The organism is Kiloniellales bacterium (assembly GCA_030066685.1).
Lineage (GTDB): Bacteria > Pseudomonadota > Alphaproteobacteria > Kiloniellales > JAKSBE01 > JAKSBE01.
The window spans coordinates 19,197-37,070 of record JASJBF010000049.1 but is presented as its reverse complement, the minus strand read 5'-3'; the positions used below and the strand labels follow the sequence as shown (position 1 = coordinate 37,070).

General features: G+C 68.9%; 18 protein-coding genes. 11 read left to right on the top strand and 7 right to left on the bottom strand.

Annotated elements, in window-relative coordinates; genetic code table 11:
- Positions 1-1,599: protein meaA (locus QNJ30_24140; GenBank protein MDJ0946551.1), on the top strand; the 1,599-nt coding region annotated here is incomplete at its 5' end.
- A 70-nt stretch (positions 1,600-1,669) separates the two neighbouring features.
- Here the strand turns inward: QNJ30_24140 and QNJ30_24135 are convergent.
- Together QNJ30_24135 and QNJ30_24130 are read right to left on the bottom strand one after the other, a co-directional pair.
- On the bottom strand, positions 1,670-2,335 hold the full coding sequence (locus tag QNJ30_24135; GenBank protein MDJ0946550.1) for a hypothetical protein: 666 nt from the start codon (positions 2,333-2,335) through the stop codon (positions 1,670-1,672).
- A 315-nt stretch (positions 2,336-2,650) separates the two neighbouring features.
- Positions 2,651-3,274: a MarC family protein gene (locus QNJ30_24130; protein ID MDJ0946549.1), complete on the bottom strand. Its 624-nt coding sequence runs from the start codon at positions 3,272-3,274 to the stop codon at positions 2,651-2,653.
- 92 nt (positions 3,275-3,366) lie between these two features.
- Here QNJ30_24130 and QNJ30_24125 point away from each other — a divergent pair, with 92 nt between their 5' ends.
- Both QNJ30_24125 and QNJ30_24120 read left to right on the top strand, forming a co-directional pair.
- The gene (locus QNJ30_24125) at positions 3,367-4,725 is read left to right on the top strand and encodes a winged helix-turn-helix domain-containing protein (GenBank protein ID MDJ0946548.1); all 1,359 of its coding nucleotides are present in this window, start codon (positions 3,367-3,369) and stop codon (positions 4,723-4,725) included.
- Positions 4,726-5,067: 342 nt separating this feature from the next.
- A complete protein-coding gene (locus QNJ30_24120; GenBank protein MDJ0946547.1) occupies positions 5,068-5,904 on the top strand; it encodes a hypothetical protein in 837 nt (278 codons plus the stop codon).
- Here the strand turns inward: QNJ30_24120 and QNJ30_24115 are convergent.
- Positions 5,901-6,785, bottom strand: a complete 885-nt coding sequence (locus QNJ30_24115) for a LysR family transcriptional regulator (GenBank protein ID MDJ0946546.1) — start codon at positions 6,783-6,785, stop codon at positions 5,901-5,903. The two genes, QNJ30_24120 and QNJ30_24115, sit on opposite strands and share 4 nt — an antisense overlap.
- Before the next feature lie 251 nt (positions 6,786-7,036).
- On the opposite strand from QNJ30_24115, the gene QNJ30_24110 reads away from it, so the two are divergent.
- The 3 genes from QNJ30_24110 to QNJ30_24100 all read left to right on the top strand — a co-directional run bounded on the left by QNJ30_24110 (position 7,037) and on the right by QNJ30_24100 (position 8,878).
- A complete protein-coding gene (locus tag QNJ30_24110) occupies positions 7,037-7,660 on the top strand; it encodes a YceI family protein (GenBank protein MDJ0946545.1) in 624 nt (207 codons plus the stop codon).
- A gap of 61 nt (positions 7,661-7,721) precedes the next feature.
- Positions 7,722-8,267 carry a cytochrome b gene (locus QNJ30_24105; protein MDJ0946544.1) on the top strand — a complete coding sequence of 182 codons (546 nt, stop codon included), beginning with the start codon at positions 7,722-7,724 and terminating at the stop codon, positions 8,265-8,267.
- A 20-nt stretch (positions 8,268-8,287) separates the two neighbouring features.
- Entirely contained in the window at positions 8,288-8,878 is a 591-nt protein-coding gene (locus QNJ30_24100) for a YceI family protein (protein ID MDJ0946543.1), read from the top strand.
- 7 nt (positions 8,879-8,885) lie between these two features.
- Here QNJ30_24100 and QNJ30_24095 read toward each other — a convergent pair whose 3' ends face one another.
- Positions 8,886-9,959 carry an AAA family ATPase gene (locus tag QNJ30_24095; GenBank protein MDJ0946542.1) on the bottom strand — a complete coding sequence of 358 codons (1,074 nt, stop codon included), beginning with the start codon at positions 9,957-9,959 and terminating at the stop codon, positions 8,886-8,888.
- 158 nt (positions 9,960-10,117) lie between these two features.
- Here QNJ30_24095 and QNJ30_24090 point away from each other — a divergent pair, with 158 nt between their 5' ends.
- The 4 genes from QNJ30_24090 to QNJ30_24075 all read left to right on the top strand — a co-directional run bounded on the left by QNJ30_24090 (position 10,118) and on the right by QNJ30_24075 (position 14,021).
- Positions 10,118-11,560, top strand: a complete 1,443-nt coding sequence (locus tag QNJ30_24090) for a pyridoxal-dependent decarboxylase (protein MDJ0946541.1) — start codon at positions 10,118-10,120, stop codon at positions 11,558-11,560.
- A 280-nt stretch (positions 11,561-11,840) separates the two neighbouring features.
- Complete coding sequence (locus tag QNJ30_24085; GenBank protein MDJ0946540.1) at positions 11,841-12,170, top strand: hypothetical protein; 330 nt, start codon at positions 11,841-11,843, stop codon at positions 12,168-12,170.
- Positions 12,167-13,018 carry a DUF4743 domain-containing protein gene (locus QNJ30_24080; protein ID MDJ0946539.1) on the top strand — a complete coding sequence of 284 codons (852 nt, stop codon included), beginning with the start codon at positions 12,167-12,169 and terminating at the stop codon, positions 13,016-13,018. Before QNJ30_24085 ends, QNJ30_24080 begins: the two co-directional genes overlap by 4 nt.
- Positions 13,019-13,139: 121 nt before the next feature.
- A complete protein-coding gene (locus tag QNJ30_24075) occupies positions 13,140-14,021 on the top strand; it encodes a TauD/TfdA family dioxygenase (GenBank protein ID MDJ0946538.1) in 882 nt (293 codons plus the stop codon).
- On the opposite strand, the gene QNJ30_24070 is transcribed toward QNJ30_24075, so the two are convergent.
- From QNJ30_24070 to QNJ30_24060, 3 genes are all read right to left on the bottom strand, one after another.
- Positions 14,018-15,322, bottom strand: a complete 1,305-nt coding sequence (locus QNJ30_24070; protein ID MDJ0946537.1) for a TRAP transporter large permease — start codon at positions 15,320-15,322, stop codon at positions 14,018-14,020. The two genes, QNJ30_24075 and QNJ30_24070, sit on opposite strands and share 4 nt — an antisense overlap.
- A complete protein-coding gene (locus QNJ30_24065; protein ID MDJ0946536.1) occupies positions 15,319-15,804 on the bottom strand; it encodes a TRAP transporter small permease in 486 nt (161 codons plus the stop codon). Before QNJ30_24065 ends, QNJ30_24070 begins: the two co-directional genes overlap by 4 nt.
- Positions 15,805-15,906: 102 nt before the next feature.
- Positions 15,907-16,911 carry a TRAP transporter substrate-binding protein gene (locus QNJ30_24060; GenBank protein ID MDJ0946535.1) on the bottom strand — a complete coding sequence of 335 codons (1,005 nt, stop codon included), beginning with the start codon at positions 16,909-16,911 and terminating at the stop codon, positions 15,907-15,909.
- 301 nt (positions 16,912-17,212) lie between these two features.
- Between QNJ30_24060 and QNJ30_24055 the strand changes: the two genes are divergently transcribed.
- The gene (locus QNJ30_24055; protein ID MDJ0946534.1) at positions 17,213-17,851 is read left to right on the top strand and encodes a TIGR02466 family protein; all 639 of its coding nucleotides are present in this window, start codon (positions 17,213-17,215) and stop codon (positions 17,849-17,851) included.
- Positions 17,852-17,874 lie beyond the last annotated feature (23 nt).

Sequence of the window (17,874 nt, the reverse complement as noted above, 5' to 3'; positions counted from 1 at the left end):
TACCTCTCGCGCGGCACCTACGTCTTCCCGCCGCAGCCCTCGATGAAGCTGACCACCGACGTGATCGCTTTCACCTACCGCGAGATCCCCAAGTGGAACCCGGTCAACGTCTGCTCCTATCACCTGCAGGAGGCCGGGGCGACGCCGGTCCAGGAGCTGGCCTTCGCTCTGGCCAACGCCCAGGCGATTCTGGACGCGGTGCGCGCCGCCGGCCAGGTTCCGCCCGAGGACTTCCCCAAGGTGGTCGGGCGGATCTCCTTCTTCGTCAACGCCGGGGTCCGCTTCATCACCGAGCTCTGCAAGATGCGCGCCTTCACCCGGATGTGGGACGAGATCTGCGCCGGCCGCTACGGGGTCGAGGACCCCAAGTTCCGGCGCTTCCGCTACGGCGTCCAGGTCAACTCGCTCGGCCTGACCGAGCAGCAGCCGGAGAACAACGTCTACCGCATCCTGCTGGAGATGCTGGCGGTGGTCCTGTCCAAGGACGCCCGCGCCCGGGCGGTGCAGTTGCCGGCCTGGAACGAGGCCCTGGGCCTGCCCCGGCCCTGGGACCAGCAGTGGTCCCTGCGCCTGCAGCAAATCGTCGCCGAGGAGACCGACTTGCTGGAGTACGGCGACATCTTCGCGGGCTCGGCCGAGATCGAGACCAAGGTCGGCGAACTGATCGAAGAGGCCGAGGCCGAGCTAGCCCGGATCGAGGAGCTGGGCGGCGCTGTGGCGGCGGTCGAAGCCTCCTACATGAAGGAGCGCCTGGTCGAGAGCAACGCCCGGCGCCTGGCCGCCATCGAGGCCGGCGAGCAGGTCGTGGTCGGGGTCAACGCCTACACCGAGACCGCCCCTTCGCCGCTGACCACCGGGGAAGCCGACTTTCTCACCATCGACCCGGCGGTCGAGGTCGAGCAGGTCGCGGCGCTGCAGGCCTGGCGCGAGGCCCGCGACACGGCCGAGGTCGGCCGGACGCTGGAGGCCCTGGGCGCGGCCGCCAAGGAGGACCGCAACATCATGGAGCCCTCGATCGCCTGCGCCCACGCCGGGGTCACCACCGGCGAGTGGACCGAGGCGCTGCGCCGGATCTGGGGCGAGTACCGGGCGCCGACCGGGGTCGGCCGGGCGGTCGGGCTGGGGGCCGACGGCGCCGGCCTGGCCGCGGTGCGCCGGCGGGTCGAGGAGGTCTCCCAGCGGCTCGGCCGGCGGCTCAAGATGCTGGTCGGCAAGCCGGGCCTGGACGGCCATTCCAACGGCGCCGAGCAGATCGCGGTGCGCGCCCGCGACGCCGGCTTCGAGGTGGTCTACGAGGGCATCCGCCTGACCCCGGCGCAGATCGCCGGCGCCGCCCTGGAGGAGGGCGTCCACGTGGTCGGCCTGTCGATCCTCTCCGGCTCCCACGTGCCCCTGGCGCAGGAGGTCATCCGCCACCTGCGCGCCCAGGGCCTGGGCGAGCTGCCGGTGGTCGCCGGCGGCATCATCCCGCCGGAGGACGCCGCCCTGCTGGCCGAGGCCGGCATCGCCGCGGTCTATACCCCCAAGGACTACGACCTGACCGCGATCATGGCCGACATCGTCGACATCGTCGACCGCAGCCACAAGGAAGCGGCCTGAATCCCTTGGTCGCGCGCGGGAGGGCTAAGCGCCGCCGCCCTTCGTCGCGGCGCCGTCGAGCGGATCCGGATCAGTCGTCGTCATCGTCGTCGTCCCCGGCCTTGCACTGCGGGCTGCGGTGGACGCTGAACTGAACGTCGATGCAGCCGTCGAGGCTATCCACCGGATGGGGCGGGCAGCCGCCGTTGAACTGTGTCAGCTGCGCCTCGAGGGCGGCGCCGAACAGCCTCGGGCCGTGCGCCCGGACGATGAGATGGATCTCGGCGCCGGGCTCGATCGGGCTGGCGAAGGCGGGGGCGAAGGGGACCTGGTCCCTGCCGTCGGGCAGCTCGCCGTAGTCGATCTCGGCCGCGAACTCCGCCTGCCCGAAGCCGTTGGAAACGCGGCCCGTCGCCAAGAACACGCCGATGTCGACGGCGGCGTTCTCGAAGTCCACGTCGCTGCAGGCGCAGGGCGTGGTACAGGCCTCGGGGTTGTTGAAGGTCACCCACCAGTTGGTGTAGGGCGCGGCCCGCTGCAGGTCCCGGGTGCTGAAGGTATAGGCCACACCCTCCGCGCCGCGGTGCAGGATCGTGGCGCCGTCCACGACGCCACCGCCGGCGGCGTCGAATTCCTTCACGCCCGCAAAGCTCACGGACGCGGCTTCGTCGGCGGCGGCGAGCGTGCGGGACGGAAGCGCCGGCGCGGCGAGAAGCAGCATTACGAGCGCCGACCCAAGGAAACGATTGATTTTCATCGTTCCTTCCCTTTCTGGCAGGCGCGCTCGCGGGCTCAGCCAGCCGGACGCATGGGCCGGCAGGGCCCTCTCTCATACCTTTCCAGCCGACGACTCGATTGCATCGGCATCGCACACGGCCTCTCCGAGCCGGAGCCGACTGCCTGTCACATCAGATTCAGTAGAATGCGTCCCGGATCGAGGAAGAGGTCGGTGTCTGCCTGACGCCGAGATCAGGCTCGCAGATCCGGGGCGACGGTTAGAAATTCAGTCTACACGACTCGCTCATTTCGTGTAGCACAATCTCTTTCGCTTCGACGGCTGCCGCCGCCCCGCTCAGGTCGCGAGGGCGGGCAGGAGGGCGTCGCGGACGTTGTCGACGGCGACGGCGGCGAGGATCAGCCCCATCACCCGGCTCAGGATGCTGGCGCCGGAAATGCCGATCAGGCGGTTGATGAAGCCGGCGCCCAGCATCAGCAGCAGCGCGGCCAGGATGACCAGGAACATCAGGCCCGTCGTCACCGCCTGCTCCGGGATGCTGTAGCGGTTGTTGTCGGTCAGCACGACCACCGCCAGCATGGCGCCCGGGGAGGCCAGGGAGGGGACGGCCAGGGGGAAGACGGCGACGTCTTGGGGATGCGCCTCGCCTTCCGCCTGGGCGACCTCGGTATCGGGCTTGCCCGGTCCGAAGATCATCTGCAGGGCGAAAAGGAAGAGCACAATCCCGCCGGCGATCTGAAAGGAGACCAGGGAGATGTCCAGGGCCTCGAGCAGGATCTGGCCGACCAGGATGAAGGCGAGGAGAACCGCGCCCGAGATCAGGGCCGCGCGGAGGGCCACGCGGCGCCTTTGACCGTCGGAGAGGGCGGCGGTCACGGCGATGAAGACCGGAACCGTGCCGATCGGATCGACCACCACCCAGACCGTGACGAAGTCCCTCACGTAGTTCTCGATGGGCATGGAATCGCTCCCCCCCTGCCGTGCTGCGGGCCTCGGAGCCGGTCGGGCGCCGCGCCGTCGCCGGAGGCCGGACTCGCGGCGATCCATGCTCCGTGAACCAAGGCCCCTGCGCGATCATGGCCGACATCGCCGACCGCGGCCACAAGGAAGCGGCCCGGCACCCGCCGGGACACGCCATCGGAAGCCACGGCAGCGCTTGGAAGTCCCCCGAATTGGGCTTGGCCGGGGCCCGGATGCGGCTAGACTGCGCCTTCGGGGGAACAGCGATGTATGTCCTGGGAGAATGCCTGGTCGATCCGGAAACGCGGCGGGTCAGCCGCGGCTCCGAGGTCGTGCGGCTCACGCCCAAGGCGATGCGGGTGCTGGTGGCGCTCTGCGAGGCCCGGGGCCGGGTGCTGGCGCGCGGCGAGCTCCTGGACGAGGTCTGGCCCGAGGTCACCGTCGGCGAGGAGGTGCTGACCCACGCCGTCGCCGAGCTGCGCAGGGCCCTGGGCGACGACAGGCGCCGGCCGCGCTACATCGAGACCCTCTACAAGACGGGCTACCGGCTTCTGGTCGAGCCTCTGGCGCCGGAGTCCTCGGCCGGCTTCGAGGACCTCGACCACTACGTCGCCTATCTCGAGGGCTGCGAGCTGTTCTTTCGCGGCGGCGAGCGCAACGTGACCCGGGCGGCGGCCGCCTTCGCCGGGATCCTCGACGCCGATCCGACCTACGCGCTGGCCAGCGCGGGCCTGGCGAAGTGCCTGTTCTTCATGGACCGCTACTTCGGGCGCGCCGGAGGCGACCGCGGGCGCATGCTGCTCTGCGGCCGGCAGGCGGTGGCCTACGACTCCGGCGCGCCCGAGGCCCACGCCGCGCTCGGCCTCGCCCTGACCGCCTCCGGCCAGGACGACCTGGGGCTCGAAAGCTTCGCCCGCGCGGTGAGGCTCAACCGGCATTTGCCGGAGACCCACTACCTGCTGGGCCGGGCCTGCTTCGCCCGGGGCGACTACCGGATCGCCGCGACCGCCCTGGAGCGGGCGGCAACGCTGCGCTCGGACGACTTCCATTCCCTCGCGCTGGCGTCGAAGGCGCGGCGGGCCTTGGGGGAGGAGGCGCGCAGCCGCGCCGATCTGGTCATGGCCCGGCGACGGGTCGACCTGCGGCTGGAGGCGAGTCCCGAAGACCGCCGGGCGCTCTGCGACCGGGTCTGCATCTCGATCGAGATTGGCGAAGCCGAAAGGGGGATCGAGACCGCCCTCGGCCTCCTCGAGGACTCGGACTCTCACCATTTCTACCTGGTCTGCGGGCTCGCCCGAGCGGGCGAGATCGGTCCGGCCCTGGACTGCCTCGAGAGCGTCGTCGAGGCCGGATTCTCCCATGCCGCCTGGGCCGACCACGACCGGGACATCGATCCGCTACGCGCGGAGCCGAGGTTCCGGCGGCTCCTGGCCGAGGTGCCCAGGCCCTGAAGCGGGATCCTCTGAAGCCGCATCGGCTTCGAACCTGCGTGCCGCTTTCCTTCATCGGATTGGCGCGACCCGAATACGAGCTCGGTTCGGCCTCGCGTCAGGCTGCGCGAGGGCCCCGCGCCGCGCCTCCGCCAGGAAAGCGCGGCTGGGGCATTGCCCCGGGCGAGCGGGCTGCCTATCTTCGCCCCGAACCGCCGCGGGGCCGGAAGCGGGGCTGCAGCAGCACCCGCCACCGGCCCCTTCTCTATCCGCCGGACCGCGCCGCCGGGGCCTTGCGCTCCGCTCGATCCCGGGAGCTTCGCCATCAACCCGACGATCCTGAACGATCCCGTCTTCGAGACCGTGATCGCGCCCTTCGCAGTGAGCCTTGTCCTGGCCGGCCTGCTGCGGGTCAGCGGCGGTCCGAAGCGCGGCCCGGCGATGATGAGCCTGTCGATCGTGGCCGGCGTGATCCTGGCCTTCCTGCTGACCGGGACCGCGGAGCCCTTTCCGCCGCAGACCGGCCTGGGCAAGGTCTTCTATCTGGTCGTTGCGGCGGCGCTGCTCGGCATGGTCTTCGAGGTCTCCGACCTGTCCAAGCCAGGCGAGGAGCCGGCGCTGCTCGGCTTTCCCCTGGTCGCCCTGGTCTGGCTTGCCTGGCCCAAGCTGATGGTCGGGCCGGGCTTCAGCGGGGTCATGGTCCTGCTGGCGGCCTGGATCGGCGGGACGGTCTGGCTTTTCCGTTTCAGGACCATGGCCGCGCAGGCCGGGGCCCTGCCCGGCGCCCTGGTGCTCTGCCTGGCCGGCGGCGGGGCGGCGGGCACCGCCCTGGTCGCCGACGCGGTGGGCCTCGGCCTCTTCGCCGCTGCGGTGGCCGCCTCGGCGCTGGGCTACGCCCTCTGGCGCCTGGCGGCGCTGATGCTGATGGGCTCGCCGGGCAGCTTCGGGCCGCTGCCGGTGTTCAGCGGCGGCGGCGCCCTCCTGGTCTTCGTCTACCTGATGATCGTCCAGGTGCCGCGGATCAGCCTCTGGGCCCTGCTGGTCCTGGTCCTGCTGCCCTTCGTCCTCATGCCCTTCAAGCGACTGCTGCTCTTCGACACCACGGCCAGCGGCCTGATCACCGCGGTCCTGGTCGTGGTCCTGGGTGGCAGCGTCGCGGCGGCCGCGGTCGGCATCGCCTTCCTCGCCGTCGCTTCCTAAGGTGCGCGGCCGTTGAGCAGGGGCTCCCGGCGCTTCAGCTCGGTGAAGAGGAACTCGGTCAGGGCCGCGACCCGGGCCGCCTGGCGCAGGTCGGGATGGGTCAGGATCCAGAGGCCGGCTTCCAGCTCGGGCTGGGGCGCCAGGATCCGGACCAGGTCCGGCGCCGGATCGCCGAGGTAGCAGGGCAGGACTCCCTGGCCCATGCCGGCCCGCAGGGCGGCAAACTGGTTGGCGACGCTGTTCGCCCGGTAGGCGATCCGCTCGGGCGGCGCCTTGGCCTCGATCCAGGACTTGAGGTTGTTGCTCTGTCCGTCGTCCTCCCAGGCGACCCAGGGCAGGTCCTCTGGCTGCCCCGCCTTGTCCACCAGGCGCTGCGCGGCGTAGACGGTGGCGGCCAGGCCGGCGACGCGGCGGCCGACCAGGCTCGCCTGGGGCCTGTTGGTCGCGCGCAGGGCCACGTCGGCCTCGCGCCGGCCCAGGTTCAGGGTCCGGTTGTCGATCACAAGCTCGAGTAGGATGCCGGGAAAGGCCCGGCGGAAACTCGCCAGAAGCGGCAGCAGGAGGTGGTTGGCGACGTCGTCCGGGGCGGTCAGGCGCAAGGTGCCGCGCAGCCGGATGTCGCGGCCACTCAGCAGGCGCTCCAGGCCCTGAAGCTCGGCCTCCAGGCGCTCGGCCGCCTCGATCAGGGTCTCGCCCGCCGGGGTCGGGGCGTAACCGCGGCTCAGCCGCCGGAACAGGGTCTGGCCGGTCGCGGCCTCGAGCGCGGCGAGACGTCGCGAGACCGTCGAGTGGTTGACCCCCAGGGCGCGGGCCGCGGCCGAGAGCGAGCCGCCGCGGGCCACCGCCAACACGGTCCCGAGGTCGTTCGAGGTCAGGGGCATGGGCCTGCCTTTCTCCAGTATCAGCTGTGCATGAACGCACAGAAATTCCGCAGAAACGAGTCATTCCGGAGAATCCCCACACCCACTACCTTGCCCTTAGATCCGGTCCCGCGGGTCGCGCGTAGGGGTCTTGCAGGAAGGTGCCGGACCGAATGGCTCGGGAGACGCCGGGAGACGGAGATGAGGTTTGTGCCGGCCGCGCCGATTTGCTGCGAGGCGGCGCAGTGACGAAGCAAAGAGGAGGAGCAGGGATGCGCAAGACGAAGATGACGCTTTGGCGAGCCCTCGCCGTTTCGGGCGGCATGGCGGCGGCGCTGGCGCTGGGCACGGCAGCACAGGCCGCGAACACCTACACCTTCGACAAGGGTCACACCAAGATCCTGTTCTTCTGGAACCACCTCGGCCTGTCGAACCAGTCGGCTCGCTTCGACGACGTCGACGGCACCCTGGTCTTCGATTCCGAGAAGCCCGAGACCAGCAAAATTGAGGTCACCATCAAGACCGACAGCATCGATAGCGACGTCCCAGCGTTCGACGACCACCTCAAGAGCGCCGACTTCTTCAACGCCGAGAAGCACCCGGAGATCACCTTCGTCAGCACCGCGGTGCGCAAGACCGGCTCCAAGTCTGGCCAGGTCGAGGGCGACCTGACCGTCAACGGCGTGACCAAGCCGGTGACCCTGGACGTCACCTTCAATTTCCAGGGCGAGCACCCACTGAGCGCCTACAGCGAGACCTACAAGGGCGCCCAGTACGTGGCCTTCTCGGCCCGGACCCGGGTCCTGCGCAGCGAGTTCAATCTCGGGCTCTACGCGCCGCTGACCTCGGACACGGTCGACATCATGATCGAGACCGAGCTGCGCAGGGTCGAGTAGACCGGGCGGGCGCGGACGTGGCAGGATCGCGCCGCGCCGCAACCTCCGAGGGGCCGCCGAGATGAGACTGCGCAACGGCGAAGGCCGCTACGGGGCCCTGGCCCAGCTCTTCCACTGGGTCACGGTCGCCCTCGTGGTCGCGCTGATCGTGATCGCGGCCTACATGACCGACCTGCCCCTGGGGCCGGAGAAGCTCAAGGTCTACAACCTGCACAAGTCGCTGGGCGTGACGGTCCTGGCCCTGACCCTCCTGCGCCTGGTCTGGCGCTGGATCTCGCCGCCGCCGCCGCTGCCGACGGGGATGGCGGGCTGGGAGCGCCTGGCGGCCAAGACCAGCCACCTGCTGCTCTACCTGCTGCTTTTCGCCCAGCCGGTCACCGGGATCGTCCATTCCTGGGCGGCCAACTTCCCGGTGGTGATCTTCGGCACGCTGACCCTGCCGAACCTGACCGGGCCAAACCCGGGGCTGAAGGAGATCCTGGAGGAGACCCATCACCTGATGGGCTGGGCGCTCTGCGGCCTGTTCCTGATCCATGCGGGGGCGGCGCTACGCCACCATCTACAGCTCAAGGACGACGTCCTGCGGCGCATGTTGCCTGGGGCATAGACGGAGGAGGAGACGGCGAGGTGAAGCTGCGGGCTTTGGCCGCGATCGCGGCCCTGTGTGTTGCGGGGGCTCCGGCCTGGGCCGAGGCCCCGGACTGGCGCGTAGAGGACGGCAGCCGGGTCGGCTTCATCGCGACCCAGGGCGGCGCCCCGGTCGAGGGCGTCTTCGAGACCTTCGAGGCGCAGATCCGCTTCGATCCCGAGGCGCTGGACCGGAGTCGTGTGGCGGTGACTATCGACATCGCCAGCGTCAACAGCGAGAGCAAGGACCGCGACGACACCATCCGCTCGGCCTCGCTCTTCGACGTCGCGACCTGGCCCAGCGCCCGCTTCGAGGCCGAGGGCTTTGCGCAGAACGGCGACGGCGGCTACGAGGCGAGCGGCCGCCTGACAATGCGCGACGTGACCAGGGACGTGGTCCTGCCCTTCACCCTGGAGGTCGCGCCCGATCCAGATCAGCCCGGCCAGCTGCGTGCCGTTGCAAAGGGCGAGCTCAAGGTGCAGCGCCTCGACTACGGCGTCGGCCAGGGCCTTTGGGAGGACACCTCGGTGGTCGGCAACGAGGTGGTGATCTTCATCGACATCCAGGCGACCCGGCCGGGGGCTAACTGAGGGCGGCCTAGCCCGCCAGCACGGTCTCCCCCTCGACTTTCTCCAGGCGGAAGACCGCGGCGCCGCCGGCTTCGAGGTGGTCGGCCAGGCTTCCCGAGTGGGTAACCAGCAGGATCTGTGTGGTCTCGGCGGCGCGCAGGACGATTTGCGCCAGGGGCGCCAGCAGGTCGGCGTGGATGCTGGTCTCCGGCTCGTTGAGGGCGAGCAGGCCCGGCGGCCAGGGGCTCATCAGCGCCGCCAGCAGGCAGAGGTAGCGCAGGGTGCCGTCGGAGAGCTCGCGCGCCTCGAAGGGGCGCTGGATGCCGGGCATGGTCAAGCCGACCTCGAAGCGACCGCGCTCCTGGAAGATGACCAGCTCCGAACCCGGAAAGGCGTCGTCGATTGCCTCCTCAAGGCCGCTACGGTCACCGCGCTCCAGGACGGTCTGCAGCGCCGCGGCGAGGTCGACCCCATCGTTCGCGAGCACGGGCGTCAGGACGCCGGTCTGGGGCCGGCGCAGGGGCGTGTCGGCATCGGTGCGGAAGTGGTGGTAGAAGCGCCAATCGCCGATGTCCTGGCGCAGGGCCGCCAACTCCGGATAGAGCTGCGGATCGACGATCTGCGACAGGGCCGACTCCGAGGGGATCACGGAGAGCGGATAGGAGACCCGGCGGCCGTCCTCGCCGCGCAGCCAGACGCTGGCGTTCTTGCGTTCAAGCAATGCGACCGGCCGGCTGCCGCCGATGTAGCGGACCTCCTCCGCCTTGACCAAGGGGTCGAGGATGAAGGCGCTGTAGGTCCTGCCGATGTTCGGCAGGCCGCAGCCGATCTCGTAGTCCCAGTTCTCGCTGGCGAAGCCGAGCCGCATCCGCACGCTGCCCTTGCCGCGCTCCCCGGCCCAGAGCGCCGAGGGCATGCCGCCTTCCTCGCCCAGGGCCTTGGCCAGCTCGCCGCGTGCCGCCGCCGCGATCAGGAGAAGAGCGCGGTAGAGGTTGCTCTTGCCGCAGCCGTTGGGCCCGGTGAAGACGTTGAGGCCGGACAGCGGGACGCGCAGCTCCTTGAGGGAGCGGTAGCCGGAGATGCGGAGCGCGTCGAGGGCCATGGGCATCGTCTGAGTTGTCGGGACGGTCGTCAGCCTAAGGCGACGCGCCCGCAGGTCAAAGGGCACAGCTTTGTCGCCGCGACAATAATGCGATTTTCCCCTACCGCGGCGGCGGGTTAGCCTTTGGCGCTGGGAAGCGGGGACAAGAGGGATCGATCATGGATCTCGACGGCCTGCCGGAGACGGCCTTCGTCTCGCCCCGGGGCGGGAACCGCGACGCGGTCGAGGCGCTCTTGCAGAGGGGGCTGGGACGGGTGATCGCGCAGCTGGCCGGGGCGGCGGCGCGCCCGCCTCTGCCGCGCGAGGACCGGCCGCTGCCGGAGCTGCTGCCGGCCGAGCCGGTGGCGGAGGCCGAGGTGCTGGCGCGGCTAGAGGGCCTGCTCGAAGCCTCGATGAATCCCTTCTCGCCGGGCTGGACCGGGCACATGGACCCGCCGCCGGCGACCGCCTCGATCCTCGGCGCCCTGGCGGCGGCGGCGATCAACAACAACCTCCTGAGCTACGAGATGGCGCCGGCCCTGTCGCGCCTGGAGGTCGCGCTGATGGCCGAGCTTGCCGGGCTCTTCGAGCTGCCGGGCGGGGCCGGCGGGGTCATGGCGAGCGGTGGCAGCCTGGCCAACACTCTGGCCCTCGCCGTGGCCCGCAACCGGGCCTTTCCGGAGGTTGCGGAGCGAGGACTTGGCGGCCTGGCGCGGCCGCCCGTGTTCTTCGCGTCCAGCGCCGCCCACACCTCCTTGGCCAAGGCCGCCATGGTCCTGGGGCTGGGCCGGGCGGCGGCGATCGCGGTGCCCTGCCGGGAGGGGCGCATGGAGCCGCGGGCCCTGGTAGCGGCCGTCGTGACCGCCCGGGCGGCGGGACAGGCGCCCTTCGCCGTGGTCGCGACCGCCGGGACGACGGTGACCGGCGCGATCGATCCTCTGGCGGCCATCGCCGAGGTCGCGGCGGGCGAAGGGCTCTGGCTCCACGTCGACGCGGCCTACGGCGGGGCCCTGGCCTTCAGCCCGCGCTACCGGGACTGCCTGGCCGGGATCGAACGTGCGGATTCTGTCACCTTCAACCCGCAGAAATGGCTCTACGTAACCAAGACCTGCGCCTGCTGCCTGTTCCGCGACGCCGCGCTGCCGGCCGAGCACTTCCGGGTCGCGGCGCCCTACATGGCCGAGACCGGCGGCCCGGTGAATCTGGGCGAGCTGGGCCTCCAGGGCACGCGCCCGGCCGAGGTGCTCAAGCTCTGGCTGACCCTGCAGCATTTCGGCCGCTCGGGCCTGGCGCGGCTGATCGACGCCGGCATGGCGCTGACCGCCGAGGTCGCCGCAGAGCTGGCACGGCGGTCCGGGCTGGAGCTGGCGGCGCCGGCCGACAGCAACCTGCTCTGCTTCCGCCCGGCCGGGGCCGAGGACGCCGTGGTCGAGGCGCTGCAGCAGCGTCTGCTGGACGCCGGGATCTTTCTCTCCCTGCCGCTCTACGAGGGCCGGCGCTGGCTACGCCTGGTGCTGCTGAACCCCCATACGGGAGCGGCAGAGGTCCGCAAGATCTTCGAGGTGCTTGATGAGGGGGTGGGGGCTCTTGACCACGGTCATCCTTCGACAGGCTCAGGATGAGGTGCGATTTCTGCTACGGGTCATCCTCATCCTTGTCGTTGAGAGGAAGCCGTCTCCAACCATTTCTCCTCATCCTGAGCCTGTCGAAGGATGACCTGCGGCAAGGTCTCCCGGACCGCCAGGGTCGTTAATCTTGATTCGCCTCCGGGCCGGGACTAAGGTCGAGCCATGACAGCGCAACCCCATTTCGGCCGCGACGAGCGAATTAGCGGCCCGGCGCCCAGCGGGCAGCCGGGAACTCGCCGTTTCCTCGTCATCACCGAAGTGGAGCTTGCGAAGCATGTCGCCCTCTGCACCGGCCCTTGAGGCCCCGTCACCTTTCTTCGAAACCCGACGATCGCCGTCGCCCGCCGCCGCGGGCGTGTTCTGCTTTTCCATCCAGGCCGAGGCCGAGCCAAGCGTGATGTCGCGGGTGCTCGAGCTCTTCGCCAAGCGCAACCTGGTGCCCTCGCGCTGGGTCAGCGACGTGGTCGGCCCGGCCGGACGGGAGCTCTCGATCGACCTCCAGGTCCGCGGCCTGAGCGCCGAGACCGCCCACTACGTCGCCCGCTGCCTGCGCCAGTTGCACTACGTGGACAGCGTGCTGATCTCGGAGAAGCGCCTGTCGTGAGCCTGCGCGACCGGATCGAGGCCTGTCGCCGCTGGACCCCGGAGGACTATCTGCCCTTCCTGGTGGACGGTCGCCGGGTCGGCCGGATCCGCCGGGACTTCGCGCCGCGGCTTCTGCCCTTCGACGAGGTCTTCGACCTCGACGAGGCAGCGGTCGCGCTCAAGCCGCGCTACGCCGACTTCGAATCGCGTTCGGCGGCGCTGAAGGAGGTGGTCCTGGCGCTGGCCGCGGCCGGGGCCAAGCTGCGCCTGCGCGACGAGGACTACGCGGTCCACGCCGACTGGTCCGAGCCGCCGCTGCTGCGCCTGGAGCGCGGCGCGGTGCCGCTCTTCGGCACCTGCGGCCTCGGCATCCACGTCAACGGCTTCGTCCGCCGGGGCGACGGCCTGCACCTCTGGGTCGGGCGGCGCGCCCTGGACAAGGCAACCGCGCCGGGCAAGCTGGACCACATCGTCGCCGGCGGCCAGCCCTATGGATTCTCCCTGCAGGAGAACCTGATCAAGGAGTCGGCCGAGGAGGCCTCGATCCCGGCCGAGCTCGCGGCCAGGGCACGGCCGGTCGGTGCCGTCTCCTACATCACCGAGATGGCCGAAGGCCTGCGCCACGACCTGCTCTACTGCTACGACCTGGAGCTGCCGGCCGACTTCGAACCGGTCTGCAGCGACGGCGAGGTGGAAGAGTTCTTCCTCTGGCCGCTCGCCCGGGTGCTCGAGGTCCTGGAGGCCGGCGACGACTTCAAGTTCAACGTCGCCCTGGTCAACATCGATTTCCTGATCCGCCACGGCGCGATCGGCCCCGAACGGCCGGACTACCCGGCCCTGGTCCACGGGCTGCGGCTGCCGGGCTGACGTCCCTTTCGCGGTGCCTGGCGCAGATTCGCGGTGCCTGGCGCAGGCCGAAGGCTGCGGTGAGACATGCTTGTGCTAAACTAGCGCGGCGCTGTTGCAAAGAATCTGCACGGTGGGGGACATGTTCGCTGTGCACAGACTTTCGGAGGCACTCGGCGGCGAAATCCGCGAGCTCGATCTCGCGGCGCTGAAGGGCGATAAGGCGATCGAGGCCTTGCTCGCCGCCTTCTTCGCCCATCAGGTCATGGTGGTTCCGAAGCAGACGCTGACGCCCGGGGACTTCGCCCGCTTCGCCCGGATCTTCGGTCGGCCGCAACCCCACATCCTCCGCCAACTGCGCCATCCCGAGCATCCCGAGATCCTTCCGCTGTCCAACGTCTTCAAGGACGGCGAGCCGATCGGCGTCTACGACGGCGCGGCCTACTGGCACACGGACATGTCCTATGAGGAAGAGCCGGGAAGCGTCACCCTGGTCTATTCGATCCAGGCGCCGGAGCAGGGCGGCGAGACCTGTTTCGCGAACATGTACCGGGCCTACGAGACGCTGCCGGAGAAGACCAAGAGCAGGATCGACGACCTCACCGTCCTGCATCACTACGGCAACCGCGCGGATCTCGAGGAGTCTTCGCGGACCTCGGCGTCGCCTTTGAGCAAGGATCAGAAGAAGCAGGTGAAGAACGTCTACCACCCGCTCGTCAACCGCCATCCCGTGACCGGGCGCAAGGCACTCTACGGGGTCTCGGGGAGCTCCTTCGGCATCGTCGGCATGCCGGACGACGAGGCGATCGCTTTGCTGGATGAACTGAAGGCGCACGCGACCCAGCCGGACTTGGTCTACCGGCACCGCTACGCGGTCGGCGACGTCGTGGCCTGGGACAACTTCTCGACACTCCACGCCGCGACGCTGATCCCGCCGGCGACCGGCCCCCGCGACACCCGGCTGCTCCATCGCATCAGCGTGAAGGGCGAGCCGGTCATCCGGCCGCGGATCCAGCCCGATTAGCTGACGAACCTGGGCAGGATCCAGCGCGGCAGGGCCAGGATCACCTCGGGCAAGAGGATCACGAAGGTCAGCACCAGAACCATCGGAATCAGGATGATCGCCACGTCGCGCAGGGCGGCGACGACCTTGATCTGGCCGATCGAGCAGGCGATCAGGAGACAGAGTCCATAGGGCGGGGTCACCAGTCCAAAGGCCAGCGAGATGATGCCGATCATCGCGAAGTGAATCGGGTGGATGCCGGCGGCCTCGGCGACCGGCCAGAGGACGGTGCCCAGGATGATGATCGCCGGGATGGCGTCGATGAACATGCCGATCACCAGGAAGGCGAGGGCGACCATGAAGCCGGTGCCGACCGGCCCGAGGCCCCAGGCCGCCATCTCGCCGACCATGGCCCTCGGCACCTGGAAGTAGGCCAGCGCCCAGCCGAAGGCCGAGGCGGTGCCGATGCAGAACAGGGAAATCGCCGCGAAGCGCGCCGAGTCGTAGAGGACCTTGGGCAGCTCGGCAAAGGTGATCGAACGGTAGATCATCAGGCCCAGGACCACCGAGTAGATCACCGCGATCACCGAGGCTTCGGTCGGCGTGAAGAAGCCGCCGACGATTCCGCCGACGATGATCGCCGGGGTCATCAGCGCAAGGACGGCTTGGGCGAAGGCGCCGCCGAACTCGCGCAGCGATGCGCGCCCGAAGACCGGATAGCCGTTGATCTTGGCGTAGATGTAGACGGTCGCCATGAGCGAGAGCGCGATCAGCACCCCGGGCACCACGCCGGCCAGGAACAGGCCGCCGATCGAGACCGTCATCAGCCCGCCCCAGACCACCATCAGGATGCTGGGCGGGATGATGACGCCCATGACCGAGGAGCAGGCGGTGATGGCGACCGAAAAGCTGGTGTCGTAGCCCTGCTTCTTCATCTGCGGAATCAGCAGCGAGCCGATGCCGGCGGCATCCGCCGTCGAGGAGCCGGAGATTCCCGCAAAGAGCATGCTGACCGTCACGTTGATATGGCCGAGGCCGCCGGGCAGATGGCCGACCATGGCCCGCGACAGCGTGACCAGCCGCTCGGTTATGCCGGCCGTGTTCATCAGGTTCGCCGCGAGCAGGAAGAAGGGGACCGCGAGCAGAACGAAGGCGTTGTAGGACTTGAACATCTCGTTCAGCAGCAGGATCGGGGTCAGACGGTCATCGATGAAGAAGACCGGAATGCACGCCAGACCCAGCGCGAAGGAGACCGGAATGCGCAGAAAGATCAGGACCCCGAAGGTCGTGAACAGGATCGCGGCCACCTCGCCCGGGGTCACGGCCGATCACCCCGGTACAAGATCCTGAAATCCTCTATCAACTTCTCGCCCAGAAAGGCGAACCAGGTGAGCCCGGCCAGGGGCCAGGCGATATAGATCGTCAGCAGCGGCAGGCCGGCGAGCTCCGAGGTCTGCTGCGCCCCGAACCTGGCGAAGTCGTAGCCGTAGGTCACGAAGATCAGGGCGACCAGCAGCATCGCCAGGTGCACGAAGATCCTGTGTCCGGCCGCGAGCCGCCGCGAGCGGAAGGCCGGCAGGACGTCGACGTCGAAGTGGGTGCCGTCGCGGACCGCGATCATGGCGCCGATCATCACGATCCACATGAAGCAGAAGCGCGCGATCTCCTCGGTCCAGATGTAGCGGGGGATCAGCCCGGTGTAGCGCGAGAAGATCTGCAGCGCCACGGGCACGATCAGCAGGGCCATCAGCAGCGTCATGGCCACCTGAAGGACCCGGTAGTAGCCGTTGAGGATCTTCTTCATCGCCGAGGACGTGCCGCTGGCAAGGGGTCGGGCGGCAGGCCTCGGCTCCGGGGCGACGCGCCCGGAGCCGATGTCACCTGTCCGAAGGAAAAGCGGATGGCGCTACTTAACGGCGTTCACCGTATCGAGGACGCTCTCCGCACCGAGCTCCTTCGCGTACTCGAGCTTCACCGGTTCGGCCAGCTCGAGCAGCTTCGCCCGATCGCTGAACTGATGGGTCTTGAGCTTGCCTTCGGATTCCATCTTCTGCAGCTTCGCCTCGTCCTCGCTGGACTCGATCTTGCGGCCGTGGGCGCCGGCCTCCTTGCCGGCCTTCAAGATCGCCGCCTGCAGATCCTCCGGCAGGCGCCGGAAGGTCTTGCCGCTGAAGGCGATTGGCCGGACGGTGATCGCATGTTGGGTCAGGGAGATCTCCGGCCCGACCTCGTAGAACTTCATCTGCTCGATGCCCGCCGCCTCGTTCTCCGCGGCGTCGATCACGCCGGTCTGGATGGCGGTGTAGACCTCGCTGTAGGCGATCACCGTCGGCGCCGCGGTGATGGCGTCGAAGATGCGGGTCTGGATCGGCGCGCCCATCACCCGGATCGGCAGGCCTTTCAGATCCTCCATTGTGGTTACCGGCTTGTTGACGATCAGGTTGCGGGTGCCGCCGCCGGCGTAGCCGATCAGCATCACGTCCGCCGCCTCTGCCACGTCGTCGGCAATCGGCTTCAGCGCGTCGCCGTCGAGCACCTTGTTCCAGTGGTCCAGGTCCCGGAACAGGAACGGCATGTCCATCAAGGGCGCCTTCTTGGAGAAGGTCGACATGTGAGACGGAGCCACGATCGCGTAGTCGACCGAGATGCCCTGGCTCATGTAGGCGAAGTAGTCCTTCTCCAGGCCCAGCTCGCGATTGCGATGCAGCACGAAGTCGATCGGCTTGCCGTAGTACTGCTTCACCAGCTCCTCGAACTTGAGAAGGGTGCGGTTGAAGGCGTGGTTGTCGTCGAACTGCGTCGCGCCGTGCAGGGTGATATCCGCCGCCCAGGTCGACGGCGAGATCAGGCCGATCGCCAAAAGGCCGGCAAGTGACAGCCGGCCGGCCGTGGTCTTGAAACCTTTCAACATCGAAGTGCCTCCCGTTCGGTTTTGTTTTCTCCTGGGATCCTTGCGCGGATCCCTTTGGTTCGACTCTACGCTGGCTTGTCTTGGATCCGCAACTCGGACCCAAGGGCCCGCCGCCCGGCAGATCACGAGAAGGGCTCCCGGCAAGGAGGTCGGAGACGTCGCCTGCTTTGTGGAAAGTCGATTCCACGAGTTTACGAGTCGCTCGGGGGCTGCGCGTGCGGCCATGACCGAGGTCGATTGCCGCGGTCCGGGATCCCGCCTACACTCGCGCCGACTTCAGCGATTCCGAAGGCCGTCCCGGATGTTCAAAGAGACCAGGATCGTTAATCTCTTCCCGATTCCCATCTGGATTCATCAGCTCGCGCCGGAGCAGGCCGAGCGCATCAATCGGTCGGCCCTCGAGGTGGTCGAAGGCTTCCGGGCGGAGATGACCGAGCGTCCCGTGCAGTGGCAGACCCCCAACGACCTGCAGACCCGGCCGGAGTTCGAGGAGCTGAACGGCGTCATCAAGACGGCGGCGAGCGGCATCCTCCAGCATCTGCAGGTCGAGTACGGATCCTTCGTGATCACCGGCTGCTGGGCCAACGTCCTGTCGACGGGCTCGCCACACCATCGTCGCCATACTCACCCGAACAACTACCTCAGCGGCGTCTACTACGTTCAGGTGCCGGCGGGCGGCGACAGCATCATGTTCCACGACCCCAAGCCCCAGACCAACATCATCTCGCCCCGGGTCTCCGCGCCCAACGAGTACAATTCGCGCAACGGCACCCTGCTGATCCAGGAGGGCATGCTGATCATGTTCCCGGCCTGGCTCGCGCATTCCGTTCCCGCGCCCCGCGGCGAGGGCGACCGGATCAGCGTCAGCTTCAACATCATGTTCGACAACTTCGCCGAGGAGATCAGCCGGCCGAAGTGGGAGCCGCCCGGCAACGAATAGCCGGCGCGGCGACGGCCGCTTTT

Excerpts from the sequence above, each read along its gene's own strand:
- QNJ30_24135 (MDJ0946550.1), bottom strand. The coding sequence starts at position 2,335 with ATGAAAATCAATCGTTTCCTTGGGTCGGCGCTCGTAATGCTGCTTCTC.
- QNJ30_24130 (MDJ0946549.1), bottom strand. The coding sequence starts at position 3,274 with ATGCCCATCGAGAACTACGTGAGGGACTTCGTCACGGTCTGGGTGGTG.
- QNJ30_24115 (MDJ0946546.1), bottom strand. The coding sequence starts at position 6,785 with ATGCCCCTGACCTCGAACGACCTCGGGACCGTGTTGGCGGTGGCCCGC.
- QNJ30_24110 (MDJ0946545.1), top strand. The coding sequence starts at position 7,037 with ATGCGCAAGACGAAGATGACGCTTTGGCGAGCCCTCGCCGTTTCGGGC.
- QNJ30_24105 (MDJ0946544.1), top strand. The coding sequence starts at position 7,722 with ATGAGACTGCGCAACGGCGAAGGCCGCTACGGGGCCCTGGCCCAGCTC.
- QNJ30_24095 (MDJ0946542.1), bottom strand. The coding sequence starts at position 9,959 with ATGGCCCTCGACGCGCTCCGCATCTCCGGCTACCGCTCCCTCAAGGAG.
- QNJ30_24090 (MDJ0946541.1), top strand. The coding sequence starts at position 10,118 with ATGGATCTCGACGGCCTGCCGGAGACGGCCTTCGTCTCGCCCCGGGGC.
- QNJ30_24085 (MDJ0946540.1), top strand. The coding sequence starts at position 11,841 with ATGTCGCCCTCTGCACCGGCCCTTGAGGCCCCGTCACCTTTCTTCGAA.
- QNJ30_24075 (MDJ0946538.1), top strand. The coding sequence starts at position 13,140 with ATGTTCGCTGTGCACAGACTTTCGGAGGCACTCGGCGGCGAAATCCGC.
- QNJ30_24065 (MDJ0946536.1), bottom strand. The coding sequence starts at position 15,804 with ATGAAGAAGATCCTCAACGGCTACTACCGGGTCCTTCAGGTGGCCATG.
- QNJ30_24060 (MDJ0946535.1), bottom strand. The coding sequence starts at position 16,911 with ATGTTGAAAGGTTTCAAGACCACGGCCGGCCGGCTGTCACTTGCCGGC.
- QNJ30_24055 (MDJ0946534.1), top strand. The coding sequence starts at position 17,213 with ATGTTCAAAGAGACCAGGATCGTTAATCTCTTCCCGATTCCCATCTGG.